Source organism: Cupriavidus pauculus, from assembly GCF_003854935.1.
Taxonomy (GTDB): domain Bacteria; phylum Pseudomonadota; class Gammaproteobacteria; order Burkholderiales; family Burkholderiaceae; genus Cupriavidus; species Cupriavidus pauculus_C.
The window spans coordinates 178,530-205,242 of record NZ_CP033970.1 but is presented as its reverse complement, the minus strand read 5'-3'; the positions used below and the strand labels follow the sequence as shown (position 1 = coordinate 205,242).

The 26,713-nt window shown below is 70.7% G+C and carries 21 protein-coding genes; 13 read left to right on the top strand and 8 right to left on the bottom strand.

What is annotated here, in order from left to right; all coding sequences use genetic code 11:
- The first annotated feature begins 381 nt into the window (after positions 1-381).
- The 6 genes from EHF44_RS19115 to EHF44_RS19090 all read left to right on the top strand — a co-directional run bounded on the left by EHF44_RS19115 (position 382) and on the right by EHF44_RS19090 (position 12,296).
- The gene (locus EHF44_RS19115; protein WP_124685321.1) at positions 382-4,332 is read left to right on the top strand and encodes a cobaltochelatase subunit CobN; all 3,951 of its coding nucleotides are present in this window, start codon (positions 382-384) and stop codon (positions 4,330-4,332) included.
- Positions 4,333-4,570: 238 nt separating this feature from the next.
- Positions 4,571-5,641 (top strand): cobalamin biosynthesis protein CobW, encoded by a 1,071-nt coding sequence (gene cobW / locus EHF44_RS19110; RefSeq protein WP_124685320.1) that lies wholly within the window; start codon positions 4,571-4,573, stop codon positions 5,639-5,641.
- A gap of 18 nt (positions 5,642-5,659) precedes the next feature.
- On the top strand, positions 5,660-9,442 hold the full coding sequence (gene cobN, locus EHF44_RS19105) for a cobaltochelatase subunit CobN (protein ID WP_124685319.1): 3,783 nt from the start codon (positions 5,660-5,662) through the stop codon (positions 9,440-9,442).
- Positions 9,439-10,449: an ATP-binding protein gene (locus tag EHF44_RS19100; RefSeq protein ID WP_124685318.1), complete on the top strand. Its 1,011-nt coding sequence runs from the start codon at positions 9,439-9,441 to the stop codon at positions 10,447-10,449. Before cobN ends, EHF44_RS19100 begins: the two co-directional genes overlap by 4 nt.
- A 56-nt stretch (positions 10,450-10,505) precedes the next feature.
- Complete coding sequence (locus tag EHF44_RS19095) at positions 10,506-11,123, top strand: vWA domain-containing protein (RefSeq protein WP_253700249.1); 618 nt, start codon at positions 10,506-10,508, stop codon at positions 11,121-11,123.
- Between the two features lie 99 nt (positions 11,124-11,222).
- Positions 11,223-12,296, top strand: coding sequence for a methyl-accepting chemotaxis protein (locus tag EHF44_RS19090; RefSeq protein WP_124685317.1), 1,074 nt, complete (start codon positions 11,223-11,225; stop codon positions 12,294-12,296).
- Between the two features lie 12 nt (positions 12,297-12,308).
- Here EHF44_RS19090 and EHF44_RS19085 read toward each other — a convergent pair whose 3' ends face one another.
- Positions 12,309-13,190 (bottom strand): alpha/beta hydrolase, encoded by an 882-nt coding sequence (locus tag EHF44_RS19085; RefSeq protein WP_124685316.1) that lies wholly within the window; start codon positions 13,188-13,190, stop codon positions 12,309-12,311.
- A gap of 461 nt (positions 13,191-13,651) precedes the next feature.
- On the opposite strand from EHF44_RS19085, the gene EHF44_RS19080 reads away from it, so the two are divergent.
- Complete coding sequence (locus EHF44_RS19080; protein WP_124685315.1) at positions 13,652-14,155, top strand: copper resistance protein CopQ; 504 nt, start codon at positions 13,652-13,654, stop codon at positions 14,153-14,155.
- 153 nt (positions 14,156-14,308) lie between these two features.
- Positions 14,309-14,923, top strand: a complete 615-nt coding sequence (locus EHF44_RS19075; RefSeq protein WP_124685314.1) for a TetR/AcrR family transcriptional regulator — start codon at positions 14,309-14,311, stop codon at positions 14,921-14,923.
- A 68-nt stretch (positions 14,924-14,991) separates the two neighbouring features.
- Here the strand turns inward: EHF44_RS19075 and EHF44_RS19070 are convergent, their stop codons facing one another.
- The 5 genes from EHF44_RS19070 to EHF44_RS19050 form a co-directional block, all read right to left on the bottom strand.
- On the bottom strand, positions 14,992-15,759 hold the full coding sequence (locus tag EHF44_RS19070) for an alpha/beta fold hydrolase (protein ID WP_124685313.1): 768 nt from the start codon (positions 15,757-15,759) through the stop codon (positions 14,992-14,994).
- Positions 15,756-16,787 (bottom strand): M14 family zinc carboxypeptidase, encoded by a 1,032-nt coding sequence (locus EHF44_RS19065; RefSeq protein WP_124685312.1) that lies wholly within the window; start codon positions 16,785-16,787, stop codon positions 15,756-15,758. The genes EHF44_RS19070 and EHF44_RS19065 overlap by 4 nt, the downstream gene beginning before the upstream one ends.
- 20 nt (positions 16,788-16,807) lie before the next feature.
- The gene (locus EHF44_RS19060; protein ID WP_124685311.1) at positions 16,808-17,722 is read right to left on the bottom strand and encodes a LysR substrate-binding domain-containing protein; all 915 of its coding nucleotides are present in this window, start codon (positions 17,720-17,722) and stop codon (positions 16,808-16,810) included.
- A gap of 232 nt (positions 17,723-17,954) precedes the next feature.
- Complete coding sequence (locus tag EHF44_RS19055; RefSeq protein WP_124685310.1) at positions 17,955-20,099, bottom strand: phosphocholine-specific phospholipase C; 2,145 nt, start codon at positions 20,097-20,099, stop codon at positions 17,955-17,957.
- A gap of 61 nt (positions 20,100-20,160) precedes the next feature.
- A complete protein-coding gene (locus EHF44_RS19050) occupies positions 20,161-20,367 on the bottom strand; it encodes a hypothetical protein (RefSeq protein WP_124685309.1) in 207 nt (68 codons plus the stop codon).
- 456 nt (positions 20,368-20,823) lie between these two features.
- Here EHF44_RS19050 and EHF44_RS19045 point away from each other — a divergent pair, with 456 nt between their 5' ends.
- The gene (locus tag EHF44_RS19045; RefSeq protein WP_124685308.1) at positions 20,824-21,306 is read left to right on the top strand and encodes a hypothetical protein; all 483 of its coding nucleotides are present in this window, start codon (positions 20,824-20,826) and stop codon (positions 21,304-21,306) included.
- 12 nt (positions 21,307-21,318) lie between these two features.
- On the opposite strand, the gene EHF44_RS19040 is transcribed toward EHF44_RS19045, so the two are convergent.
- Complete coding sequence (locus EHF44_RS19040; protein ID WP_124685307.1) at positions 21,319-22,482, bottom strand: DSD1 family PLP-dependent enzyme; 1,164 nt, start codon at positions 22,480-22,482, stop codon at positions 21,319-21,321.
- A gap of 178 nt (positions 22,483-22,660) precedes the next feature.
- Here EHF44_RS19040 and EHF44_RS19035 point away from each other — a divergent pair, with 178 nt between their 5' ends.
- The 3 genes from EHF44_RS19035 (at position 22,661) to EHF44_RS19025 (ending at position 25,228) form a co-directional block, all read left to right on the top strand.
- Positions 22,661-23,035, top strand: a complete 375-nt coding sequence (locus EHF44_RS19035; RefSeq protein ID WP_124685306.1) for a DUF6152 family protein — start codon at positions 22,661-22,663, stop codon at positions 23,033-23,035.
- A gap of 3 nt (positions 23,036-23,038) precedes the next feature.
- Positions 23,039-23,536 (top strand): DUF6644 family protein, encoded by a 498-nt coding sequence (locus EHF44_RS19030; protein WP_124685305.1) that lies wholly within the window; start codon positions 23,039-23,041, stop codon positions 23,534-23,536.
- Between the two features lie 147 nt (positions 23,537-23,683).
- Positions 23,684-25,228, top strand: coding sequence for a methyl-accepting chemotaxis protein (locus EHF44_RS19025; RefSeq protein WP_124685304.1), 1,545 nt, complete (start codon positions 23,684-23,686; stop codon positions 25,226-25,228).
- A 16-nt stretch (positions 25,229-25,244) separates the two neighbouring features.
- On the opposite strand, the gene EHF44_RS19020 is transcribed toward EHF44_RS19025, so the two are convergent.
- Entirely contained in the window at positions 25,245-25,838 is a 594-nt protein-coding gene (locus EHF44_RS19020) for a 2-hydroxychromene-2-carboxylate isomerase (protein ID WP_124685303.1), read from the bottom strand.
- Positions 25,839-26,018: 180 nt separating this feature from the next.
- On the opposite strand from EHF44_RS19020, the gene EHF44_RS19015 reads away from it, so the two are divergent.
- The gene (locus tag EHF44_RS19015) at positions 26,019-26,711 is read left to right on the top strand and encodes a PadR family transcriptional regulator (protein ID WP_124685302.1); all 693 of its coding nucleotides are present in this window, start codon (positions 26,019-26,021) and stop codon (positions 26,709-26,711) included.
- Positions 26,712-26,713: the final 2 nt, after the last annotated feature.

The following is a 26,713-nucleotide window of genomic DNA, read 5'->3' as shown; positions in this document are numbered from 1 at the left end:
GATCCGGCGCAAGGTACACGATGGGTCACCATGGCTGATGTGGGGTCCCCCACAAGAATGATTGCCGTCACCCGGATGGTGCGGTAGATTTACCGCCCATCAGCCGGTACGCGCCAACGGGCCCGTGCCGGCTTTGTCTTTTTTACGTCCCGGCGTGATACGAAATTTCCGATTGTGGCGAAAGCTGCCGTTTCGGAATCGTTACGAGATGGGACGCCCGCCTGCCCGGTCAATCTCTGCCATCGGCAAAAAAACCACACGCCGGGCCGGCCCCGCATCGGCGCCGGCCGACGGGGGACCGGATGTGACAGCGGCGTGACCGGCCCAGACCCCGGCAGGCAGGTAGAATGCCGCGCCAGCGCCTCTTTTCGCCCCCGCCACGTGTTCGCCACGCTTCCCCTTTCTGCCGCCTGCCGCCGACTGCTGGTCTGGCTGGCCTGGCTGTGCGTCTGCCTGCCACTGGTGGCCGTGGCGGCGCCGGTGCGGGTGGTCGTGGTGTCGTCCCAGACCCATCTGCTGCCTGCCGCCGCGGAGGCGTTCCGCGCGGCCCATGGCGAAGGCGTGGCCGAATTCCGATTTGCCAATGCGGCGCTCGATGCCGCGACGCTGGCCCGCGCCGACGTGATCGCGGCGTGGTTCGTCCCCGCCGCCGCGCTGCGCCAGATGGGGCCCGATATTCGGCAGGCCCAGGCGCGTGGCGCAACGGTGCTGGCCATGCCGGCGGAGACCGCCGACGCCGCGTGGCAGATCCATACCGATGCGACGCTGAGCGCCGGCGCCCAGCGCTACTGGGACGCCGGCGGCGTCGACAATCTTGCCGCCTTCCTGGCCTACGCCGTGGCCGCGCAACAGCGTGCCGCCGGCGTGGCGCCGATCACCGTGCCGCCGGTCCGGCCCGCGCCCGCCGCCGGGCTCTACCACCCGCGCGCGCCGCAACCGTTCGCGTCGCTGGACGACTACCTGCGCTGGTACCGCGCCAACGGCGGCCTGCGGCCCGACGCGCCGCTGGTCGGCATCGCGTTCTATGCGACGAACTACCGCCAGCGCGACCTCGCTCACGTCGACGCGCTGATCGCGGCGCTGGAGCGCGCCGGCATCGGCGTGGTCCCGGCCTTTGGCTGGCCGCTGTCCGCGCTCGACGGCCTGCTGACGCAGGACGGCGCCACGCCGCTGCGCGCGCTGCTGGCGCTGAACCTGACCATTCCGCGCGCCGAGGACAAGGACTGGCTGGCGCGCCACGGCCTGCACACGATCAACCTGATTGCCACGCGCGACAGCGCCGACCGCTGGCGTGCCGACGTGCGCGGCATTGCCGGCGAGCGCCTGCCGCTGCTGCTGACCGCCGCCGAGCGCAGCGGGGCGACCGAGCCGATCCTGTTCGCCACGCAGGAGCCGCAGGACGGCGCCACGGCCAGTGCGGCGGTGCCGGAGCGTGTCGACGCAATCGTCGCGCGCGTGCGGCGCTGGATCGCGCTGCAGGACACGCCGCCCGCGCGCAAGCATGTGGCGGTGCTGTACTACAACAACCCGCCCGGGCGCGGCAATATCGGCGCGAGCTACCTGGCGACGCTGCCATCGCTCGCCCAGATCCTGCAGCGCCTGCGCGCGGCCGGCTACGACACCGGCACCAGCCTGCCCGACACCGCCGCGCTCACGTCGCTGCTCGAAGCCAACGGCCGCAACGTCGAGACGTGGTCGCCGGGCGAGCTGGACCGCATGGTCCGCGCCGGCCACGTCACGCTGGTGCCGCTGGCCCAGTACCGCCGATGGTTCGATGCGTTGCCGGCGCCGTTCCGCGCGTCGGTGGAGCGTGCGTGGGGCCCGCCCGGCCGCCATCCGCTGATGCTCGCGCGCGACGCGCGCGGCGATCCCGCCTACGTGCTGCCGGGCCTGCGCTTTGGCAACGTGTTTGTCGGCCCGCAGCCGCTGCGCTCAACCTTCGACCGCGCGATGGACGTCTCGCACGACACGATCACGCCGCCGCCGCACGCCTACATCGCCGCCTACCTGTGGTATCGCCACGCGTTCGGCGCCGATGCCGTGGTCCACGTGGGCCGCCACGGCACGCTGGAATGGCTGCCGGGCAAGCAGGTCGCGCAGGCGGGCGGCGACGCATCCGAACTGCTGCTCGGCGACCTGCCGAACGCCTACGTCTACATCCAGGACGGCGGCGGCGAGGCGATCCAGGCCAAGCGCCGCAGCGCGGCCGTGCTGGTAAGCCACCTGTCGCCGCTGCTGGCCTCGGCGGGCCAGCCCCCGGTGCTGGCCGCCCTGGACGAGGCGATCGAACAGGCCGACGCCACGCGCGACAGCGCGCCGGAGCTGTCGGCCCAGTACCGGCGCCAGGCGCTGGCCAAGATCCGCGCGCTGAAGCTGGACCAGCAACTAGGCGTCGATGCCGGCGCGCCCTGGGACACCATCGAGCCGGTCGTGCACGCCTTCCTGCACAAGGTGGAGGCCGAACCGATGCCGCTGGGCATCCACACGCTCGGCCAATTGCCGCCCGACGCCGACCAGGCCGACGCGCTGGCGCTGATGCTGGGCACGCAGGTCAAGGCCGATGCCGACCGCCTGCGCGCGTGGTCGGCCGCGCTGGTGGCGGGCCGCGACGTCGAGGGCTCGGACGATGCCGAACGCCGCGCGCTGGCCGCCGGCCGCCAGTGGCTGGCCGACCTGCGCGCGTCGCCCCAGCGCGAACTGGATGGCCTGGTCATGGTGCTGGCCGGCCGCTACCTGCCCACCGGCCCGCTGGGCGACCCCGTGCGCGTGCCCGACAGCCTGCCCACCGGCCGCAACCTGCACGCCTTCGACGGCGCGCGCATTCCCACCCAGGCCGCGTGGGCGCTGGGCAAGACGATGGCGGCACAGACGCTCGACCGCTTCCGCCGCGAGCGGGGCAAGTGGCCGGAGTCGGTGTCGATGGTGCTCTGGTACGGCGAGACCGAGCGGCACCAGGGCGCGATGGAGGCCGAGGCGCTGTACCTGATGGGCGTGGAACCGGTGTGGAACGCGCGCGGCAATGTGGAGGACGTGCGGCTGATTCCCGATGCCGATCTGGGCCGGCCACGCGTGAACGTGCTGCTGACCACCTCGGGCATCTACCGCGACGGCTTTGGCGACAAGATCGCGCTGCTGGACAAGGCTGCCCGGCTGGCCGCCGCTGCCGGTGAGAATGCAATTAGCCGCCATGACGAGGCTGTCGCCATGGAACTGGGCCGGCAGGGCGTGGAGCCGGGGCAGGCGCAGCGGCTGGCGCGGTCGCGGGTGTTCGCGGCGCGGCCCGGCAACTATTCGATCGGCGTGCAGCAGATGGTCGAGCAGAGCCGCGACGCGCAGGGCCCGCCCGATGCGCTGGCGCGCCAGTACCTGCGCTACATGAACTTCGCCTATTCGGCCGATGGCTGGGGCGAATCGGCGCCGGGGGCGCTGGCCAGCCACCTCAAGTCGAACCAGGCGGTGCTGTTCTCGCGCGCCAGCACGCTCTACGGCGCGCTGGACAACGACGACACCTACCAATACGCGGGCGGCCTGGCCGCCGCCACGCGCGCGGCCGGCGGCACGGCGCCGCCGCTGTGGCTGCACAACCTGCGCCGCCCGGGCCGGGCCGAGACCGTGGACGCCCGCACATGGCTGGCCACGGAGCTGAACGCGCGCCAGTGGAATCCGAAGTGGATCACCGGGATGCAGCGCGCGGGCTACGCGGGCGCCCGCGAGATGTACAAGGAGGTGGAGCACCTGTACGGCTTCCAGGCCACCGTGCCCGAGCAGATGCCCGGCGAGTTCTGGCAGCGCACCTACGACGTCTATGTGGCCGACAAGCTCGGGCTGGGCATGGCGGCGTTCTTCCGCGGCGCCAATCCGCACGCGCGGCAGGGCATCCTGGCGCGGCTGCTGGAGGTGGACCGGCAGGGCAGCTACCGCTTCACCGACGCCGAGCGCCGCGAATTGCTGCGCCAGTACACGGCGAGCGTGCAGCGCGACGGGCTGTCGTGCACGGCCAATACCTGCGGCAATCCCACGCTGATGGCGCATATCGCGCGCGCGGGCCGCGCGGCGCGGATCGACATGAAACCGGTAGGCCGCGCGCTGACCGACGCGGTGGTGCGGCCGGCGCAGCGGGAGGCGCAGGCGGTGCGGACACCGCAGGCCGTCGTGCCGGCGGCGCCGGTGGCGTCGACATCGGATGTCGAACACGTCAGCGGCCAGCGGCTGGTGGCGCAGCTGGCCGCGACGCCGGCGCGAACGGGACGACCGGCGATCGGGTGGCTGCTGGCGGCACTGGCTGTCGTGGGGGGTGCGTTCGCGGGGTGGTGGCGGGGGCGGCGGGGGTAGCAGGCTGCGATGCTTGCCCTCTCCCCCCACCCCTCTCCCGCGCGGGAGAGGGGAGCAAACCGACAGGAATGGCAATGCGATGGTGTTCTCCCCTCTCCCGCGCGCGGGAGAGGGGCCGGGGGAGAGGGCCAGCGCTTGCCCGACCCACCACGCCACCCCACGCCAGGCACCCCCAAATAGACAGCCCCCTCGTATGTCCGTATCCTGATCGCCTTCGCAAATCACGCCCATCCCCCGCATGCAGACCTCCAAGATTCCGGCCACCATCGTCACGGGCTTTCTCGGCAGCGGCAAGACCACGCTGCTGCGCCATATCCTCGACAACGCCAACGGGCGCCGTATCGCGGTGATCGTCAACGAGTTTGGCGAACTCGGCATCGACGGCGAGATCCTGAAGGGCTGCGGCATTGGCTGCGACGATGCCGGCGAGCCCACGGGCCAGCTCTACGAACTGGCCAACGGCTGCCTGTGCTGCACGGTGCAGGAGGAATTCTTCCCGGTGATGGAGCAACTGCTGGAGCGCCGCGGCCAGATCGACCACGTGCTGATCGAGACGTCGGGGCTGGCGCTGCCCAAGCCGTTGGTGCAGGCGTTTCACTGGCCGAGCATCCGCAATGCGTTCACGGTGGATGCCGTGGTGACCGTGGTCGACGGCCCAGCGGCGGCGGCCGGGCAGTTCGCGGCCAATCCGGTGGCGGTGGATGCCCAGCGCCGCGCCGATCCCAATCTCGACCACGAGTCGCCGCTGCACGAACTGTTCGAGGACCAGCTTGCCAGCGCGGACCTGGTGATCCTGAACAAGACCGACCTGATGGACCCCGCGCAGCTGGCGGCCGTGGAGGCGCTGGTGCGGCCCGAGATTCCGGCCGAGGTCAAGATCGTGCCCGCGCAGGCCGGCAAGCTCGACGTGGCGATGCTGCTGGGCCTGCAGCGCGCGTCGGAAGAGACGATCCACCTGCGGCCCGATCACCACGGCAGCGCCGACGACCCCGACCATGCCGATCATCATCACGACGAGTTCGATTCCGTGGTCGTGCAGGCCGGCACGGTCGAGCGCGACGCGCTGGTCGCCGCGCTGCAGAAGCTGGTGGCCGACCACACGATCTACCGCGTCAAGGGCTTTGCCACGCTGCCGGGCAAGGCGATGCGGCTGGTGCTGCATGGCGTGGGCCAGCGCTTCGACAGCTATTTCGACCGCGCCTGGCGCGCCGGCGAGCCGCAGGGCACGCGCGTGGTGCTGATCGGGCAGGACCTGGACGGCGCGGCGCTGCAGGCATCGCTGGACGCCGCGCTGGGCGCCACGCGCTGACCACCGGGCGCTGGCGCGATGCACCTGCTGTCCACCCGTCCCGGCGGCTTTGTCGAGGACAACGGCGTCGTGCTGCGCATGGACCAGACGCCGGGCGACATCGTCATCCTCAGCGCGGCCGACACCACGCTGTCGCTGCTGGCCGCTGCGGTGCCCCGGCTCGGCGCCGGCTATCCCACCGTGCGGCTGGCCAACCAGATGTACCTGCGCCAGCCGGCGTCGCTCGATCTCTACGTCGACGAGGTGCTGCAGCACGCGCGCGTGGTGGTGGTGGACCACCTGGGCGGCGCCAACGACTGGGCCTACGGGCTGGAACGCCTGCCCGAGATTGCGCGGGCGCGCGGCCAGTTGCTGGTGATGTTCTCCGGCGACCTGGCCGAGGACGACAACCTCGCGCGGCTGGGCAATGCGCCGGCGGCGCTGTCGCATCAGCTCTGGCGCTACCTGCGCGAAGGCGGCGCCGGCAACGCCGAGCAGTTCTTCCGCTGCCTGGGCCAGCATGCGTTCGGCCACACGGAGCCGGTGCTTCCGTTGCAGAGCCTGCCGCAGGCCGCGCTCTATCACCGCGACCATGGCGTGGCCACGGCCGCCGACTGGCAGCGCGAATGGGCCGCGCGCGGCCTCGGCGGCGCGCCCGTGGTGGCGCTGCTGTTCTATCGCTCGCACCTGCAGGCCGGCAATACCGACGTGTTCGACGCGATGGCCGATGCGCTGCTCGACGCCGGCCTGTGCCCGCTGCCGCTGGCGGTCAGCTCGCTCAAGGAGCCGGTCTGCCGCGACGTGCTGCAGCGGCTGTGCGACGCCCACGCGGTGTCGCTGGTCCTGAACACCACGGCCTTCTCGGTGGCCTCGCTCGAGAACGCCGGAGAGGCCGACGCGCCGCTGGCCAACGACGCGCCGGTGCTGCAGGTCATCCTGAGCGGCGGCAACCGCGAGGACTGGCTGGCCGACAGCCAGGGCCTGGGCACGCGCGACGTGGCCATGCATGTGGCGATGCCCGAGGTCGACGGCCGCATCATCACGCGCGCCATCAGCTTCAAGGGGCTGGCCTACCGCTGCCCGCACACCCAGGTGGATGTTGTGCGCTACCAGCCCGATGCCGGCCGCATCGGCTTTGTCGCGGAACTGGCGCGCCGCTGGTGCCGGCTGCGCACGCTGCCGGCGGCCGACAAGCGGCTGGCGCTGATTCTGGCCAACTACCCGGCCAGCGAGGGCCGCATCGGCAACGGGGTGGGGCTCGATACGCCGGCGTCGGTCGTGCGGATACTCGCCATGCTGCGCGATGCCGGGTACGCCACCGGGCCGCTGCCGGCCGATGGCGACGCGCTGATGCAGGGCCTGACGCGCGGCGTGACCAACGACATCGCGCAGCACGCCGCACGCCCCGCGTTCCAGAGCGTGGCGCTGGACGACTACCGCGCGTGGCTGGCCCGGTTGCCGGCCGCGAACCAGGCGGCCATCGCGCAGCGCTGGGGCCCGCCCGAGGCCGATCCGATGGTCCGCGCCGGGCGCTTCATGATCGCCGGCGTGCGCGCGGGCAACGTGTTCGTCGGCATCCAGCCGGCCCGCGCCTATGGCGTGGACGACTACGCGAGCTACCACGATGCCGAGCTGGTGCCGCCGCACGGCTACCTGGCGTTCTATTTCTGGCTGCGGCACGTGTTCGCCATCGACGCGGTGGTCCACGTGGGCAAGCACGGCAACCTGGAATGGCTGCCCGGCAAGAGCGTGGCGCTGGCCGACACGTGCTGGCCCGACGCAATCCTGGGCCCGCTGCCGCACCTGTACCCGTTCATCGTCAATGACCCCGGCGAAGGCGCGCAGGCCAAGCGCCGCGCGCAGGCCGTGATCATCGACCACCTGATGCCGCCGCTGACGCGCGCGGAGAACTACGGCCCGCTGCAGGACCTGGAGCGGCAGGTCGACGAGTACTACGAGGCACTGACCGTGGACCCGCGCCGCGCGAAGTTGCTGCGCAAGGGCATCCTGCGCGCCATCGTCGACCAGCAGTTGCACCGCGAGCTAGGCATCGACGCGCCGGCCAGTGGCGAGGAAGAAGACGCGCTGCTGAACCGTACCGATGCCTGGCTCTGCGAACTCAAGGAGTCGCAGATCCGCGACGGGCTGCACGTGTTCGGCCAGTCGCCGCAGGGCCGGCAGCGGCGCGATACGCTGGCCGCGCTGGGCCGCTTCCCCGTTGGCGACGGCCGCGAGGGCCGGGCCAGCCTGCTGGCGGCACTGGCGGCCGACCTTGCGCTCGGCGACGGCTTCGACCCGCTGGACGCGGACTGGGCCGCGCCGTGGACCGGTCCGCGCCCGGCGGTGCTGGCCGAGGTCGACGCGGCGCCGTGGCGCCACCATGGCGATACGCGCGAGCGGCTGGAAGCGCTGGCGCTGCGGCTGCTGGGCGACGGCGCGGCCATCGGGCCGCAGTCGGCGGCGGTGCTGGCGCGCCTGCGCGATACGGTGGCGCCGCGCCTGGACGCCTGCGGCGCGCAGGAACTGCTGCAGCTCGAACGCGGGCTGGCTGGCCGCTTCGTGCCGCCCGGCCCCAGCGGCGCGCCATCGCGCGGGCGGCCCGACGTGCTGCCCACGGGCCGCAACTTCTACTCGGTCGATACGCGCGCCGTGCCGACGCGCACGGCGTGGACGCTCGGCCTGCGCGCGGCCAGCCAGCTTGTGGAGCGGCATCTGCAGGAACATGGCGAGTATCCGCGCGCGGTGGGGCTGTCCGTCTGGGGCACGGCCACCATGCGCACGGGCGGCGACGACATCGCGCAGGCCATGGCGCTGATCGGCGTGCGGCCGAAATGGGCGCATGGCAGCCATCGCGTGGTCGACTTCGAAATTTTGCCGATGACCGTGTTCGACCGCCCGCGCGTGGACGTGACGCTGCGCGTGTCGGGCTTCTTCCGCGATGCGTTCGCCAACCTGGTGGCGCTGTTCGACGCGGCCGTGCAGGCCGTGGCCGCGCTGGACGAGCCCGCCGACGTCAACCCGATCCGCGCCCGCGTGCTGGCCGAGCAGCAGGCGCTGGAAGCGCGGGGCATGGCGCCCGACGCGGCCCGCGTGCGCGCCGGCTGGCGCGTCTTCGGTGCCCGGCCCGGCGACTATGGCACGGGCCTGCAGGCGCTGGTCGACGGGCGGCGCTGGCAGACCGATGCCGACCTGGCGCACGCCTACCTGCATGCGGGCGGCTACGCCTACGGCCAGGGCACCGATGGCGTGGCGGCGCCGGACACGTTCGCCACGCGGCTGGCCGGCATCGACGCCGTGGTCCAGAACCAGGACAACCGTGAGCACGACATCCTCGACGCCAACGACTACTACCAGTTCCAGGGCGGCATGGTGGCGGCCGTGCGCCACCTGGGCGGCGCGCAGCCGGCGATCTACCACGGCGACCACGCCAACCCGGCGGCGCCGCGCGTGCGCACGCTGCAGGAGGAAATCGCGCGCGTGATCCGCACGCGGGTGGTCAATCCGAAATGGATCGACGGCGTCAAGCGCCACGGCTACAAGGGGGCGTTCGAGATGGCCGCCACGGTGGACTACCTGTTCGGCTATGACGCCACCGCGCGCGTGGTGGCCGACCACCAGTACGCGCTGGTGGCCGACGCCTACGTGCACGACCCCGCCACGCGCGACTTTCTGGCGCGGCACAATCCGCGCGCGCTGCAGGGCATCTGCGAGCGGCTGCTGGAAGCCATGGCGCGCGGGCTCTGGCAGGCGCCGGGCGACCAGAAGGACCGCATCGAACATCTATTGCTCGACAACGAGCAGCATCTGGAAGGCATGCCATGACGAAGACGGCCCTGCGCCCGATTTTTCCGTTCAGTGCCCTGGTGGGGCAGGCGCCGCTGCAGCAGGCGCTGCTGCTGGCGGCCGTGGACCCGGGCATCGGCGGCGTGCTGGTGACCGGGCCGCGCGGCACGGCCAAGTCCACGGCGGCGCGCGCGCTGGCCGAGCTGCTGCCGCACGGCCAGTTCGTAACGCTGCCGCTGGGCGCCAGCGAGGAACAGCTCACCGGCACGCTGGACCTGGGCCACGTGCTGCAGCAGGGCGAGGTGCGCTTCCAGCCGGGCCTGCTGGCGCGGGCGCACGACGGCGTGCTGTACGTCGACGAGGTCAACCTGCTGCCCGATCCGCTGGTCGACCAGTTGCTGGACGTGGCCGCGAGCGGCGTCAACGTGGTGGAGCGCGACGGCGTGTCACACCAGCACGCGGCGCGCTTCGTGCTGGTCGGCACGATGAATCCGGAAGAGGGCGAGCTGCGGCCGCAACTGCTGGACCGTTTTGGCCTGGCGCTGGCGCTGTCGAACTATGCCGACCCGGCCGCGCGGCAGGCCATCGTCCGGGCCCGGCTGGCGTTCGATGCCGACCCCGAGGGCTTTCGCGCGGCGGTGGCGCAGCGGCAGGCCGATCTTGCAGCGCGCGTGGCGCGGGCGCGCGGCGCGCTGGGCGGGCTGCCGTTTGGCGACGCCGTGCACGACCGCGTCAGCGCGCTGTGTCTGGCAGCGGCCGTCGATGGCGTGCGCGCGGACCTGGTGATGCTGCGCGCCGCCCGCGCGCTGGCTGCGTGGCAGGCTGCGGCGGCCATCGACACCGGGCACGTCGATGCCGTGGCAGAGCTGGTGCTGCACCACCGGCGCCAGGCATTGCCGCCCGAAGCGGACGCGGCACGGGCGCCCGCGCCGGACTCGGCGCCATCGAACGACCCGTGGGGCGCGCTGCCGCCGCCGACGCCGCCGGGCATGGCCGACGTCAAGCCGCTGAAACCGTTCGGGAAGCTCGCGCCAAAAAAAGCCTGAGCCACCGGCGGCCGTCTGCGCAGGACCGGCAGGGCGGCCACCGGTGGCAGGCTCCCTTGTCGCCCCGGCAGACGGCCCCCGGTGGCACGCCGGGCCCGCGCGTGCACTGGCCGCGCACGCTGGCGGCGCGGCGGCAGTCGACGCTCGATGCGAGCCATCTGCGCTTCCGTCGCACGGCGGCGCGCGCCGGCGTGCTGCATTGCTTCGTGCTCGACTGTTCGGGGTCGATGGCCCACGGCGAGCCGCTGGCGCTGGCCAAGGGCGTGCTGGCGCGGCTGGTGGAGCGGGCCTATCAGGCGCGCGCCGACGTGGCGCTGGTCTGCTTTGCCGGCCAGCAGGCCGAAGTGCGGCTGGCACCGTCGCGCGCGCGGCCGTGGAACGACGACTGGATCCGGCCGATCGCGGGCGGCGGCGGCACGCCGCTGGCGCTGGGCGTGGCGCGTGCCGACCAGTTGCTGGCGCGGCACGCGCGCCGCTGGCCGGCGCAGCAGCGCTGGCTCTGGCTGCTGACCGACGGCCGCAGCCCCGAGGCGCCCGCGCGGCCGGCGTGGGCCGACCATGCAACCATCGTCGACGTGGAGCGCCACGCCCAGCCGCTGGGCCGCTGCCGCCAGATCGCCGCCGCCTGGGACGCCGACTACCGCACCGCCGAATCGCTGGCGCAGGGCCGCTAAAGTTTCCGGCCGCCCGGGCCGTTAGCCCATCGATAGCCCCGGACAACGCGGGGCGGCAAACGTGGAGCGGAATCGATCATGGCCTGGGACAACTTGAGCATGCGCACCCGGTTGGGCGCGGCATTTGGCGTAAACGTGCTGCTGGTGGCGGCCATCCTGGTGCTGGCGCAGGGCCATGTGTCCGATGGCAGCACGCGTAGCTGGCTCTGGACGCTGGGCATCGTCGTGCTGGTCTTCAGCGTGGTGTGCTGGTTCCGGCTGGCGCGGGCCATCGAGGAACCGCTCAAGGAGGCCGAATTCATCGCCGAGACCGTGGCGGCCGGCGACCTGAGCAAGGATTTCGAGACCGAGCGCGGCGGCGACTTTGGCCGCCTGCTGGGCGGGCTGGGCGAGATGGAGGACATGCTGACCGAGCTGGTGACGCGGATCAAGGCGGCCAGCGATTCGATCTCGTCGGCGTCGCAGCAGATTGCGGTGGGCAACACGGACCTGTCGCAGCGCACGGAAGAACAGGCCGCCACGCTGCAGGAGACGGCGTCGAGCATGGGCGAGCTGACGTCGATGGTCAAGCAGAACACCGAGCGCGCGCGGACGGCCAACGGGCTGGCGGCGTCGGCGTCGGGCATCGCCGAGCGCGGCGGCGCCATCGTCGGCAACGTGGTGCAGACCATGGACGCCATCAGCGCCAGCTCGCGCAAGGTGACGGACATCATCGCCGTGATCGAGGGCATCGCCTTCCAGACCAATATCCTGGCCCTGAACGCGGCCGTGGAAGCGGCGCGGGCCGGCGAGCAGGGCCGCGGCTTCGCGGTGGTGGCGGGCGAGGTGCGCACGCTGGCGCAGCGCAGCGCGGCGGCGGCCAAGGAAATCAACGTACTGATCAACGACTCGGCGCGGCAGGTGGAAAGCGGCTCGGCGCTGGTCGGGCAGGCGGGGCAGACCATGGAGGAGATCGTGCAGGCGGTGCGCCGCGTGACGCAGATCCTGGGCGAGATCGCCGTGGCGTCCGAGCATCAGAGCGAGGGCATCGAGCAGGTCAACGTCGCCGTGACGCAGATGGACGACGTGACGCAGCAGAACGCCGCGCTGGTGGAGCAGGCCGCCGCGGCGTCGTCGGCACTGGCCGACCAGGCGCAGGTGCTGCAGAAGGTGGTGGGCGAGTTCCGGCTGTAGGCGCCGGGCCGGCTACAGCCGGCTACCGCGCAGCCAGCCGATCACGGGCGCCCAGAACGTGTTCATGCACGTGGCGTCGATGGCGGCGTTGTGCGGCAGGCATTCGAACACCACCAGCCGGCTCGGGCCCTGCGTGGCGCGCACCAGGTGCTCGGCGTGGTGGAACGGGATGGTGGCGTCGCACCGGCTGTGGATCAGCATGACGGGCAGCTTCAGCGCGCGCAGCCGCGCGATGTTGTCCCAGGGGTTGGGCAGCGCCCACGCCAGCCAGCCCGGCACCAGCCCCGTCGCCACGGCTGCGGCACGGGCCGAGCGAAAGCCGGCGCCGATCACCACGCCGTCAGGCAGCGGCTGCAGGCCGCCCAGCACATCGAGCAGCACCCCGCTGCCCAGCGAATACCCCATCACGACATGCCGCGCCGCGCGCGGTGCGGCGGCGCGGAACTGGGTGTAGGCGGCCAGCGCGTCCTGGCGCAGCCGGCGCACGCTGGCGGTGCCGGAACTGGCGCCATAGCCGCTGTAATCGAACACGAACGAACTGATGCCGGCTTCGTGCAGCAGCGCCTGCACGGGCGCCCAGTCGGCCAGAGATTCCTCGTCGCCATGGAAAACCGCCAGCGCGGGCGCCGCCGGGTCTGGCGCGGCCACCCACGACGCGTGCAGCGAGCGGTCGCCGCTGTCGAACCGGAATTGATGCGAGGTGACGCCAAGGTCGTCGGGCGTCAGCGTGCCGGGCTGGCCCGGCCCGAATGCCTCGCGCTCGATGGCGCGGTACAGCAGCAGGCGGCCCATGCCGGCCGCCATCGCCAGGCCGGCCAGGCCCAGCGCACCGACAAACCAGTGGCGGGCGCTCAGGGGCGTGGGGGGCGCGGGCGGCGCGGTGGGCTCGGACATGGTGTCGTTCGACGAGAGCGAGTGTGTGATAACCGTAGCACTCGGCGGGGCAATCGTCATGCGCGGCGCACAGTCGTCACAGATTCGGGACGATTTTCTCCTTGTGAATCAATCGTATATCGACGAAATAAAGCCGCTCAATCGGCCCGATAGAAAAGTTTTTGGCCTGGATCGCCATCTTGTCCTTGCGAATCTATCTACAGGTAGATAGTATTCACACCATGGACAGCGACGCACCGGAACGAACCGGCAAGCCAGCCGAAACGAACCCAGCGCCACCGTCCACGCAATACCAGAGGTTGCCGTTCCGACGGCGGTTTTTTAGGCCCGATCCTCTATCTAGCAGTAGATAGCATCACGCTAGCGAGGACTACCGGGCAGGCCGCCGACTTTGCCAAACATCCGGGCAGCACGATCCGCCAACGAACCAGGATCTCGCCGCCCCAGCCAAGGAGAGCATCATGAACGCCAAGACCATCCTGACCGCCGCCGCCCTCGCCGCCGCCTTCGTGACCGGTGCCGCACAAGCCGCCCAGCCGCGTGGCGAAGCCTACGGCTACACCTACCGCGTCAACGACGCCCGCAGCACCTTTACCGACGGCGCCCGCATTGGCCAGCGCGATGCCTTCACCGACGGTGCCCGCATCGGCAACCGTGACGCCTTCACCGATGGTGCCCGCGTGACCAACCGCGACGGCCTGGTGGCCGGCATCGCCAACCGCGACGTGTATTCGGGCGGCGCCCGCATCAGCAACCGCGACGGCTTTACCGACGGTGCCCGCACCGCCGACCCGTACCTGGACGGCGCCCGCTTCGTGGCCGGCCTGGACACGAAGGGTGTGTCCGCCAGCCCCGGCCGCAAGGTCGATCCGTATCTGGACGGCGCCCGTGGCAACGGTCCGCGCAACCCGTACTTCGACGGTGCCCGCTCGACCGACGTCTACACCGACGGCGCCCTGGCCTGATCCCGCAGTAGTCGAGCACCGCGTCAGGACCTGACGCCCGCCGACGCAGGCGCGCACCCCAAAAAGGTGCGCGCCTGCCCATTTGTACGGCCGCAGTTGACTCCGGGAAAATCCCGGTTGAGTATCTATCTTCGTGTAGATAAAGTACCAGCCATGAAAACCCAACCCGTCCGCGAGCAACTGCTCGAACATACGCTGGTCCTGATCCGCAGCCGCGGCGCCAACGGCTTCAGCTATCGCGACCTGGCCGAGCTGGTGGGCGTCAAGACGTCCAGCATCCACTATTACTTCCCGTCGAAGGACGACCTGCTGCTGGAAGCGGTGAAGGAGTACAGCCGGCGGATCTCGGAACGGCTGGCGGGCATCGACCCGGCCCTGCCGGTGCTGGAGCAGGCGCGCCAGTACCTGGAACCGCTGCGCCAGACGTGCGGCTCCGGCCAGATCTGCCTGGCCGGCATGCTGTCTACGGAGATCCTGAGCCTGCCCGAGTCGGTGCACCACGTGCTCAAGGAGTTCTATCACATCAACGAGGCGTGGCTGACGCGGCTGCTCGAACGCGGCCAGCGGGAACGCGAGACGCCTTACCCGGTGCCCCCGGCGATGCTGGCGCAGGTGATCTACGGTTCGCTCCAGAGCGGCCTGATCGCGGCGCGGCTGTTCGGCACGCAGGACCGGCTGGAAGCGGCGGCCGAAACGCTGCTCGGCGCCCTGTGCAACAAGCGGGCAAAGGCGCTGCTGGATTCGCAGATCACCTGCGGATCGCTGTAACACTCCCGTCGCTTGCCGTACCGGCCGCCGCACCAGGCGGCCGTTTTGTTTGATCCGGCGCCTATTGCTTATGGCGGACGCCGCGACCCCTCGGCCACCCAGGCCCCCACCGTTTCACACAACCATTCCGGATCGTCGTGCGGCAGGTCATGGCCCGCCCACGGATGGCGCACGTGCCGCGCCGCGCGCCAGGCATCGGCAAGCCGGGCCGAGCAGGACGGATTGACCAGCCGGTCGGCGTCGGACGACACGATCAGCGTCGGACACGCCGGCGCCGCCGGCTGGGCCCGGAAGCGTGCGGCGGCCATCAGCTGGCGCCAGGCCGCGTCCCGCGTGACCGGCGCGGTCTGGCCGATTTCGACCCAGCGCGCCAGGTCGGCGTCGCGCGTATCCAGCCGTTCGCAGGTCAGCCGATGGATCGTGCGCTCGCAGCGCGGCCGGTCGTGCCAGTGGCGAACCATGCCGGCGATGGCGGCCCAGTTGCGCGGCCGCAGCCGCTCGGTGGCCCGGCTGAACGGACGCATGCTGGTGTTGACCAGCACCAGCCCGGCCACTTCGCCCGGCCACGCCTGCGCCCAGTCGGTGGCCACCATCGCGCCAAGCGACATCGCCAGGATGTGCCACGGCCCCGGCCACTGCGACGCCCGCGCCGCGCCGCGCACGGCCTCGGTCATGCCGCGCACGGTGGCCGGCACGGGCAGGTGGCGGGCGTTGCCATTGCCGGGCAGGTCGATCATCAGCGGCGGCGGCAGGCCGTGGGCGGTCCAGCGCTCGGGCAGGGCGCCCCAGTGGCGCGATTCGCGCGTTAGCCCGCGCAGGAAGATCCAGCCGTTCATGGCGCCGTCTTGCCGTTCTGCCAGTGCGCGCGCGCCTGGTCCAGCAGCAGTTGCCGGTGCTGGCCGTGCGGCAGCCAGCGCTCGGGCGCCACGGCCACGCGGCCCAGGAAGTCGAACAGGCTCACGTGGCGGCGCAGCACGCGCGCGGTGCGGTGGGCCTTGATCGGATTGAAGATGCCGGCGCGCGAGAACAACTGGCGCGGGTTTTTCTTGATCCAGAGCCACGAGCCCAGTTCCAGCGTCATCGGCAGGAACAGGTTGGCCGGCGGCGTGCGGTCGTAGGCAAAGTCCCACAGGTCGCCGTGCAGCAGGTACTGGTGGCTCTGCGGCTCGAAGGCGTAGCCGTGGTGGGGGTGGGCCTGTTCGAACATGGTCTTGAGCAGATACATCTCGGGCAGGTGCGGCATCGGCGCGTGCGTGCGCGCGTAGGGGAACCAGATGCTGTCGCGCCAGCCGTAGCCGGAATGGCAATCGACCGCGAAACTGAGCGGCCGGGGCAGCAGTTCCTGTTCCACCACGTGCAGCAGCGCCTGGCTTTCGGCTTCCATCGGCGATCCGGCGCGGCCGCGATACCACGGCAGCCACTTGCCGATGCGCTGGCCGCCGGCCAGGAACGGCACCGGGGCATCGGCATTCTGCGGCGCATTGCGCATCAGGTCCACCCCGTTGGGATTGGCGCGCGTGGCCAGGTACATGCCGCCCGGATTGACGATCGGCATGAACACCAGCCGCACCGTTTCGAGCTGGCGGTGCAGCAGTTCGTCCCAGCTCATCCGGCACAGCAGCGAGCGCAGGTAGTCCAGCACGAGCTGGGTGCCGATGCGCTCCAGCCCGTGGATGCCGCCGAAGATGCCGATGGCCGGCGCGTCGGGCGCGCGGGTGCCAAGGCTGGCCACGTGGACGTCGAGCGTGCGGTCGGCCACGCTCACCTGGCACGCGCTGCGGGTGTCGAACCAGGGCTCGCCCAGCTCCAGCAGCGTCAGGAGCTGATCGTATTCTGGAAAACCGTGGGGGGCCTGACCGGTCATCGGCGGGGTGCGGGGGCGGGTCAGTTCAATATAGGCGCTGGGGGCGGCGCCTCGCAACGCGGCCCGGCGGCATCGAGCGGCGCCACCAGGCAGTCCAGCAGGGCGCCCACCAGCCGCGTATGGCGGCGGCCGGCCAGGCAGTACAGGTATTCGTGGATCACCGGCGCCTCGCTGGCGAATGGCACGGCCACCAGCGCCGGGTCGTGCGGCACCTCGCCCACCGGCATCACGCTGGCGCCAAGGTTGTGGCGGATCGCCTCGCAGATGGCCTCGCGGCTGCCGATCACGGTATGCGACGGCATGCCCGCGCCGGCGGCCCGCAGCGACGCCTCGGTGGCCTCGCGGGTCATCGACCCCTGCTCGCGCACCAGCAGGTGGCAGGCGGCCAGTTCGGACACCTCCACGCGCGGCCGGCGCGCCAGCGGATGCACGGGATGCACCACCAGCACCATCGGGTCGGCGGCCAGCGTCACGCGGTGCAGGCGGTCGTCGTCGAGCGCGTGCGACGAGACCGCGGCATCGATCCGGTATTCGTAGAGCGCGTCGATCATCTGCTTGGAATTGCCGATCTCGATGCTGATCTCGATGGCCGGATAGCGCTGGCGGAACGCCGCCACGCTGCGCAGGATGTAGTACGGCCCGGTGGCCCCGATGCGCAGGTTGCCGAACCGCAGGTTGCCCGCGTTGCGCAGCAGGAAGTCGGCATTGCTTTCCTGCTGCATGATCTGCTCGGCCAGCGGCATCAGCGCCACGCCCACGTCGCTCAGGTCCACCCGGCTGGCGCGGCGATGGAACAGCTCCACCCCATACAGCTCTTCAAGCTGGCGGATGCGACCGGTGACCGTGGGCTGGCTCACGCGCAACTGCCGCGCGGCCGTGGTGATGCTGCCCTGTCGCGCCACCTCGTAGAACGTCGTCAGCAGGTCGCCAAGCATGGGGGTATCCGATAGACCAAAGGCAATGGTCGCGGACTATAAGGCGGAAATGTGACAGGGTGACGAAGGGGGCGGGCGAGGGTTTGCTCCCCTCTCCCGCGCGCGGGAGAGGGGTCGGGGGTGAGGGCGGGGAGGGTCTGCTTGCCGACCGTGTCCGCATATTGAGCGGCCGGCCCTCACCCCCAGCCCCTCTCCCGCAGGCGGGAGAGGGGAGCAGACAAGCCGGGGTGGATCAACCGCCCATCGCCGGATCCGACGTGGTGTGCTTGCCGTTCTCCAGCCGGCCGGCGAAGCGGCGGCTGAAGCCGCCCTGCTGGGTGGTGACCGTGAAGTCGTACCAGTTGCCTTGCGCCGCCACGGGCCAGTGCTGGTCGTGGTCCCCGCCGGCGGGCACTTCGAAGGTCCACGGGCCGTCCTGGCGATAGGCGTTCGGCTTGACCGTGAACGTGCACGGCGCGGAGCCCCGGTTCAACAGCGTGAGCCAGACGGCGGCGTTGGCCTCGTCGTAGCAGACGCGGATCTCCGGCGCGGCGCCGCCGCCGGCGGCCTTCTGGGCGGTGATGTCGCCCACGAATGCGCGGTGGTAGCCGTTCGGGCCCAGCACCCAGAAGTTGTAGCGGCCGCCGCTGGCGCTGACGTCGATCGTGGCGATGTGCTCCTTGCCGGCTTCGATCGCATAGCGGCGCGGCACGTTGCCCAGGTGCAGGCGGTCGTAGACGTGGAACACGGCTGCCTGCTGGCCGTCGTTCCTGAAGTGCAGCCGGAACGTATTGGTCAACGGCTCCTCCAGGCCGCTGGTGTGCAGCGAGTAGGGCAGCGCGCGCGACGGGCGCGTGCCGCTGGCCTGCTTCGGCATGGTCTGCGCCAGCACGGTCGGCGCGGCGATCTGCGGCTTGGCGTCCTGGTCGGTGCGCGCGGCGTCGGCGCCGGCCTTGGTCAGCGGCGTGACGCCGAGCGTGAAGTTGCCGTTCGGGTTGACGAAGTCGAACGCGCTCATCAGGTCGCCCATGATGGCGCGGCGATAGGCGCTGATGTTGGTCTCCGCCACGCCAAAGCGCTGCTCCAGGAAGCGCAGCACCGACGTGTGGTCGAACACCTGCGAGTTGACCCAGCCGCCGCGGCTCCACGGCGACACCACGTACATCGGCACGCGCGGGCCCGGGCCGAACGGCGTCTTGTCCACGCTGTAGTACTCGGTGTCGGCGTTCATCGTCGTATGGCCCACCGGCAGGCCCGCGGCGTCCAGCGCCGGTGCGCACGGCGGCGGCACGTGGTCGAAGAAGCCGTCGTTCTCGTCGAAGTTGATCAGCAGGACGGTGCGGCTCCAGATGTCCGGATTGGCCGTCAGCGCGTCCAGCACCTGCTGGGTGTACCACGCGCCCTGCACGGGGCTCGACGGCCCCGGGTGCTCCGAATACGTGGCCGGCGCCACGATCCACGACACCTGCGGCAGCGTGCCGGCGGCAATGTCGTCGCGCAGCGCCTGCAGGAAGCCGCCGTCGGGCATGGTGTTGGCGATGCCCTTGAACAGCGGGTTGGCGGTGTCGTCGGCCGGGGTGTACGGCGGGTACGGCGAGCCGTTGGCGGCATTGCCGCGCGCGGCGTTGGCGGCGCGGTACTGCTGGAAGCCGGCCAGCGGGTTGTCGGTGAAGTTGTCCGGCATGTTCTGGTAGACCTTCCAGCTCACGCCGGCGGCCTGCAGGCGCTCCGGGTAGGTCGTCCAGGTGTAGTTGATGCCGGTGGCGTCCAGCGAATCGCCGCGGTTGTCGATGACCGGGCCGCCGTGCGTGCCGGCCGGGTCGTTGGTGCCGGTCCAGTGGAACAGGCGGTTGGTGTTGGTGCCGCCGTGGAAGCTGCAGTGGTAGGCGTCGCAGATCGTGAACGCGTTGGCCAGCGCGAACTGGAAGCCCAGTTCCTGCTCGGTGTAGTAGCCCATCGACTGGGTCTGCTTGGCGGTGGGCCAGGCGCTCATGCGGCCCAGGTCCCACGCGGCCTGCGCGTCGGGCTGGCTGTGCGGCGTGCCGTTCACGCGCTGGGCGTTGCCGGCGGTCTGGTCCAGGTGATAGGGCAGCACCACGCGGTTGACGTTGCCGTTGGCGTAGGTCTGCTGGAACACGTTGCGGCCGCCGGGCAGCGGGATCGTGATGCGGTCGCCAAAGCCGCGCACGCCGGCCATGGTGCCGAAGTAGTTGTCGAACGAGCGGTTTTCCTGCATCAGCACCACGACGTATTCGACGTCGCGGATCGATTTGGTGGCGTTGTTGGCCGGGATGGCCAGGGCGCGGCGGATGGCGGGCGGGAACGCGGCAAGCGCGGCGGTGGCCGCGGCGCTGCCGCCGGCCATCTTGAGAAAATTGCGTCGGCTGCTGGAAGTCATGTCGGAATGCCTGAGTGGTCGGATGCGCGAAAGGGCGGACGTACGGTCGTGGGGCGGGCCCTCAGGGCGCGCACTTCATCTGCGGCTTGACTTCGGGGGTGCTGGCACCGGTGCCGGGGTTGCCCGGCGTATTGGGCGTGCCGGGTGTGCCGGGCGTGGCCGGGCTGTCGCTGTCGCCGCCGCAGGCGGCCAGCGCCGCGCAGAGCAGCACGGCGGCCAGCAGGCCCGGGGGGCTGCGCCTGGCAAGGTGTCGGATGGCTTGGGTCATGGTCTGTTGGCTCGTGGGGAGGAACGGACCGCAGCGTAAGCAGCCCGGAGGTCACCCCGGTGACATGCGCATCAAGATTTCCGATGCCGGCATTCGCGGATTTTGTGGTCCATGTACAGACATTGCATACATGGGCAGGATACGAAAGACTTGCGGCGCAAGTGCTTTTTGCGATGCCGAAACGTGCATCTGGCATGCAATTCGTGCTGCGTCGCACCACGCCGTGTGCTAAGGTTTTAGACGTTTCGCTCAGATCCACGCTGGCGCCGCGCCCCCGCGGCGCCGCTGCATTTTCGGCAGACCCAGGCCCCACAAGGGCTGCAGGGTCGCCACCGGGCAATAGACCCGGATTGCGCTATTTTTGTTGCGGTCGCAACAGGCCGTGACCTTGCTTGTAAACGGGGCAGGCCGCCACCAGAGTAGAGGCGGATCGATGCGCGTTTGCAGGAGCTTCACATGGAACAGGAAAACGGATTCGTCTGGCACTACACGGTCGGCACACCGCTTGTCGCCATTGCCCGCTCAGGTCAACTGATGCCGGCCGTGGGGCACGCGAGTGCGCCGCGATCCGGCGACGGCATCCTGTGGTTCTCCCGTAACCAGCAGTGGGACCCGTCCGCCACCCGCGACGATGGGCTGAGCGCCGCGCGCCAGTCGCTGTCGCGCGCCGCGCTGCATGCGCGCTTCGGGCTGTACCGGTTCGGGCTGCCCGAGCAGGACCTGCGGCTGCTGCCGTGGCCCACGGTGACGCGCGTGGCCGACATCGACGTGCCCGAGGCCATGACGATGGTCGCCAGCGGCCTGCGCTGCGGCGCCGCGCCGACCGACTGGGTCGGCACGCTGTCGGCGATTCCGCTCTCGGATCTGCATTTCGAAAAATGGTCGGGCACCGCCTGGGTGCCGGCCGACCTCAACGAACTGGTGGCCCAGTTCGCCTGACGCCCGGGCCGCTCAGCGGCTCAGGCCCCGCGCCGCCACCGGCCACACGCATTCCACCACGCCGTCGCGCACGCCGATGATCTCGTCGTAGAGGTTCAGCGTCGGGTCGCAATGGCCCGGCACCAGCATCACGCGGCTGCCCAGCGCGGGCAGGTCGCGCACGCGGCTGGCCAGCCTGGGCGCGATGATCCCGTGCTCGTCGTTGGCCGCCACGTATTCCAGCGTCTCCGAGCGCGCGCCGTTGGCCCAGATCCACGGCAGCCCCGAATCCACGGCCATCGACTTCAGGCCGGCATCCACCACCACGCGGTCCCCGGCCGCCACGCTCATCACCGCGCTGGCGATGAACAGGCTGTGCTCGCAGTTCGTCGACGCCGGGCGCTCGTCGGTCAGGTACTCGTTGGCGCCATAGTCGGCGTCCATGAACACGTACGAGCCGGGCTGGATCTCGGTGTAGACGCCGCTCTGCAGGTCGAACTCCACGCTGCCGCTGCCGCCGCCGGTAATCACCATGTTGCGCGCGCCGGCCGCCTCCAGCCGGGCCACGAACGCGCCGGTGCGATCCGCCGCGCGCGCCGCGCCGGCACGCCGTTCCTGCCAGCCGCGCAGGTGCTGGATGCCGCCGTGGTATGCCTGCAGGCCGCACAGCGACAGCGGATGAAGCCGCGTGATGCGGTCCACCAGCGGCAGCATCGCGGCCGGGTCGGTCACGCCGCAGCGCCCCTGGCCGACGTTGACCTCGATGAAGACGTCGAACCGGGTGCCGACCGCTTCGGCGGCCTTGGCCAGGATGTCGATCTGCGCCATGTCGTCCACGCAGACGCTGACGTGCGCACGCAGGGCCAGTTGGGCCAGCATCGCCGCCTTGGCCGGCCCGGCCAGTTCGTTGCTGATGTGGATGTCCCGCACGCCCGCGCGCGCGAACGGAATCGCCTCGCTGATCTTCTGGCAGCAGATGCCCACCGCGCCGCGCTTGATCTGCGCCAGCGAGATATCGGGGCACTTGTGCGCCTTGGCGTGCGGCCGCAGCTTGACGCGCGCCCGGTTGGCGGCGCGCTGCATGCGGTCCACGTTGCGCTCGAAGGCGTCGAGGTCCAGTACGAGCGACGGGGTGTCGATGGTGTCGGCGGGTTGGCCCGGGCGTGCGGCCGGCGGCAGATCGAAGGCGGTGGACATGGCGGGAGTTGCGTGGGAGATGACCGTTGACAGGCGGCCACAGCGTAACACGGCGTGCGGGATGCCTCGGCTTGGCGGGCCGGCCCCGGTCATCTACGATGGGTGGGGTGTCCCTTGCGGCGGTTGCGCTGCCCGCCAGCCCATCCGCGCCCCCATATCCACGCTCCAGGAGTCCGACATGTTCGCCCTGCGTCCCCTCGTTTCCCGTATCGCGCTGGCCGCTACGGCCGCCGTTGCGCTGGCCGCCGCGCCGGCGCTGGCCCACCACGGCTGGTCCACCTACGACGAGACCAAGCCGCTCACCGTGACCGGCAAGATTGTCGAAGCCCATTACGAGAACCCCCACGCCACGATCCGCGTCGACGCGCAGGGCAAGCGCTGGTTCGCGGTGCTGGCGCCGGTGTCGCGCATGACGTCGCGCGGGGCCACGGCGGAAAAGGTGGCCGTCGGCCAGCAGGTGACCATGGTCGGCTACGCCAGCAAGGAAAAGGCCGACGAAATGCGCGTGGAGCGCATCACGTTCGACGGCGGCCAGACCGTGGAGCTGCGCTGACCGATGGGCTGGCTCGATGGCTGGGCCGCCCAGTTGGCGGCGGCGCCGTTCGCGGTATGGCTGCGGGCGTCGCCATGGGCGTACCCCGCCTGCGAGATCCTGCACCTGGCCGGCATGGCGCTGCTGTTTGGATCGATCGTCGTGGTGGACCTGCGGCTCGCCGGGCTGGGCCGCCAGTTGCCGGTGTCGCTGCTGCTGCGGCACGCGCTGCCCGCGTCGGTGGTCGGCTTCCTCGTCATCCTGGCCAGTGGCGCGCTGCTGTTCGTGGCGCATGCCGATGAACTGGTCGCCAACCGCGCCTTTCTGGTCAAGCTGGGGCTGATCGCGTTCGGGGTGGCCAACGCGGCGTGGTTCCACGCCGGGCCGTATCGCCAGCTGCACGCCGGCGCGGGCTGGGAGACGCGCCGCGCGCCGCCCCCGCTGGCACGCGCGTGCGCGGTGCTGTCGCTGGTGACGTGGACACTGGTGATCTGCGCCGGACGGCTGATTGCCTACGTCTAGCCCCAGCCGGTGGCGGTCATGTGGCGTCAGCGCCGCATGGTGGTCCTTTGATTTGATGTAGCGCAAACGCCGGGCGGCGCGCGTCTCAAGCTTTCAGGGTGGTGCGACGTTAAGGCGGGCTGAATCCATACGTGTAGAGCCCCCTTGATGAACAACCTCAGTATTCGCCACGGCCTGCTGGCGACGCTTGTGATTTTCGGCCTGATGATCGTATTCGGCGCGGTGCTTGGCGTGAGCCAGCTCAGCGCCAGCAGCGACGCCGCGGAACGTATCCACGTGATTGCGTCGCGCGCGCTGCTGCTCAACGACGCCTACAAGGACATGACGCGCGCGCGCTCCGCGCTGACGCGCGCGTACAGCTCGGCCAAGGCCAGCGGGCACGCCAACGACGACGCGCTGGCCAGCGCGCAGAAGTCGATCGGCAAGTCGAAGGACGAGCTGGATGCGTTCGAGAAGGCGCCGGCCTTTCCGGAGCAGGATGCCGCCACCCGCGACGACATCGTCGCCGCCGGCCGCGCCCACATGGACGTGGTGCAGCGGGGCCTGGACGCGCTGCGCAAGGGCGATCCCGACGCCTACGCCGCCATCAACGACAAGGACATCACGGCGTCCGGCGCCAGGTACTCGGCCGGCGTGGAGCGCTTTCAGCAGTTCGCCACCAAGCTCAACGACGATGCGATGGCCGAAGGGCGCGCGCGCCTGAACCGGGTGATCGCGCTGGTCTGCGTGGGGCTGGCGATGTCGGCCGCGCTGATCGTCGCGGTGCACCTGGCGCTGCGCAAGCTGGTGGTGACGCCGCTGTATCTGGCGCGCGACCTGATCATGCGCGTGGCCGACGGCGACCTGACCATCGACGTGCCGCGCGCGGGCCGCAACGAGATCGGCCAGTTGCTCGATGCGGTGTCCCGCATGCAGGCTGGGCTGACGCAGACCGTGGCCAAGGTGCGCGCGGGCTCTGATGCGGTGACCACCGGCGCGCGCGAGATTGCCGCCGGCAACACGGACCTGTCGTCGCGTACCGAGGAGCAGTCGTCGGCGCTGGAGCAGACCGCCGCCAGCATGGAGGAGCTGACCTCCACCGTTGGCAGCAACGCCGAGAGCGCCACGCATGCCAGCACGCTGGCCCGCAACGCGGCAGACCTGGCCGCGCGCGGTGGCGAGGTGGTGCGCGGCGTCGTGCATACGATGAGCGAGATCAACAGCAGTTCGCAGAAGATCGTCGACATCATCGGCGTGATCGACGGCATTGCGTTTCAGACCAATATCCTGGCGCTGAACGCCGCCGTGGAGGCCGCGCGGGCCGGCGAGCAGGGCCGCGGGTTTGCCGTGGTGGCCGGCGAGGTGCGCAGCCTGGCGCAGCGCAGCGCCAATGCCGCCAAGGAGATCAAGGGGCTGATCGACTCGTCGGTCGACAAGGTGGACGCCGGCAGCCAGCAGGTGGAGCAGGCCGGCAGCACCATCGAGGAAATCGTGGCGGCCGTGAAGCGGCTGGCCGATACCGTGAGCGAGATCTCGGCGGCGTCGATCGAGCAGTCCAGCGGCATCACGCAGGTCAGCGAGGCCGTGTCGCAGATGGAGCAGGTCAACCAGCAGAATGCCGCGCTGGTGGAGCAGGCGGCGGCCGCCGCCGATTCGCTCGAAGCCCAGGCCAACCAGCTAGCCGCCGCCGTGGCGACGTTCCGGCTGGCCTGACCCCTGGGCCGTGCATTCAGCCGGCGAGCTGTTCCTCGACGAACAGCAGCCGGTCGTTGCCCCAGTAAAGCTGGCCGTCGACGATAAAGCTCGGTGCGCCGAAGATGCCGCGCGCCACGGCGTCTTCCGTCGCGCGTTTCAGTTCGGCCTTGACCTCGGGGTCGTCCAGCATTGCCAGCGCCTCGCGCGCGTCCAGCCCGGCCTCGGCCAGCACCTTGCCAATCTCGTTCGGATCGTTGAGGTTGCGGCCGGCTTCCCACATCGCCGTGTAGATGGCGTCCACGTAGCGCTGGAAGTCGGCGTCGCCCTTGCGCTGGTAGCCCACCGCGCCGCGCATCAGCGCCAGCGTGTTGACCGGGAAGTGCGGGTTGTGCCGGAACGGCACGCCGTAGCGGCGCGCCCAGCAGGCCAGGTCGCCATCGGACCACTGGCGCTTGGCCTCGATCTCCATCGGGCTATGGTTGCCCGTCGCCTTGAACACCCCGCCCAGCAGCATCGGCCGCCAGACGATCGTGGCGCCCGTGCGGGCCGCCACGCGCGGCAGTTCCTTGTAGGCGAGATACGAATAGGGGCTGCCGAAATCGAAGAAAAACTCCACCTGCCTGGTCATGGGCTGTCTCCGTCGTGGTCGTGTCGGGTCTTTGGCCGCCGGCGGGGGCCGGGGTGGCTTGCATTGTGACAGGAACTCCGCGCGGTTGTCCGGCCCAGTTGGCAGCGCGAAATCCGTCCTTGACTTTATATCGTACGATATATATCTTACGATACGTCTTACGACATCACGGAGTGCACGATGCGACATCTTTTCGGACACCGGGGCCACCACGGCCACGCTCACGGCCACGGCCATCCCTTCCACCACGGCATGGGCCGGATGATGATGGCGGCGATGGGGCGGGGCGGCTTCTGGTCGGGCGGCGGCGGGGGCGACTTCGGCGGCGACGACGGCTTTGACGGCGACAACCTGCGCCGGGGCCGCAAGTTCAGCGCCGAGGACCTGCAACTGCTTCTGCTGTCGCTGCTCGACGAAAAGCCGTCGCACGGCTACGAGCTGATCAAGGCGCTGGAGACGCGCACCGGCGGCTTCTACAAGCCCAGCCCGGGCGTGGTCTACCCGGCGCTGACGTTCCTGGAGGACGTGGGCTATGCCACCGTCGACCTGGAAGGCAACAAGAAGCGCTACCAGCTATCCCAGGCCGGCCGCGCCTACCTGGACCAGCACCGCGCCCGCCTGGAGCAGATGGTGGCGCGCCTGCAGCACGTGGCGCGCAAGATGGACTTCATGCGCCGCGCCATGAGCGGCCAGCCCCAGCGCGACGTGGAAGAAGGCGGCTGGACGCCGGAACTGGTGCAGGCCCGCGCGCGGCTCAAGCAGATGCTGATGATGCGCAGCGGCGCGCCGGCCGACGAGCAGCGCCGCATCGCCGCCATCCTCGAACGCGCCGTCGACGAGATCGAACGCGGCGCCAGCCAGCCGGGGGGTTGACC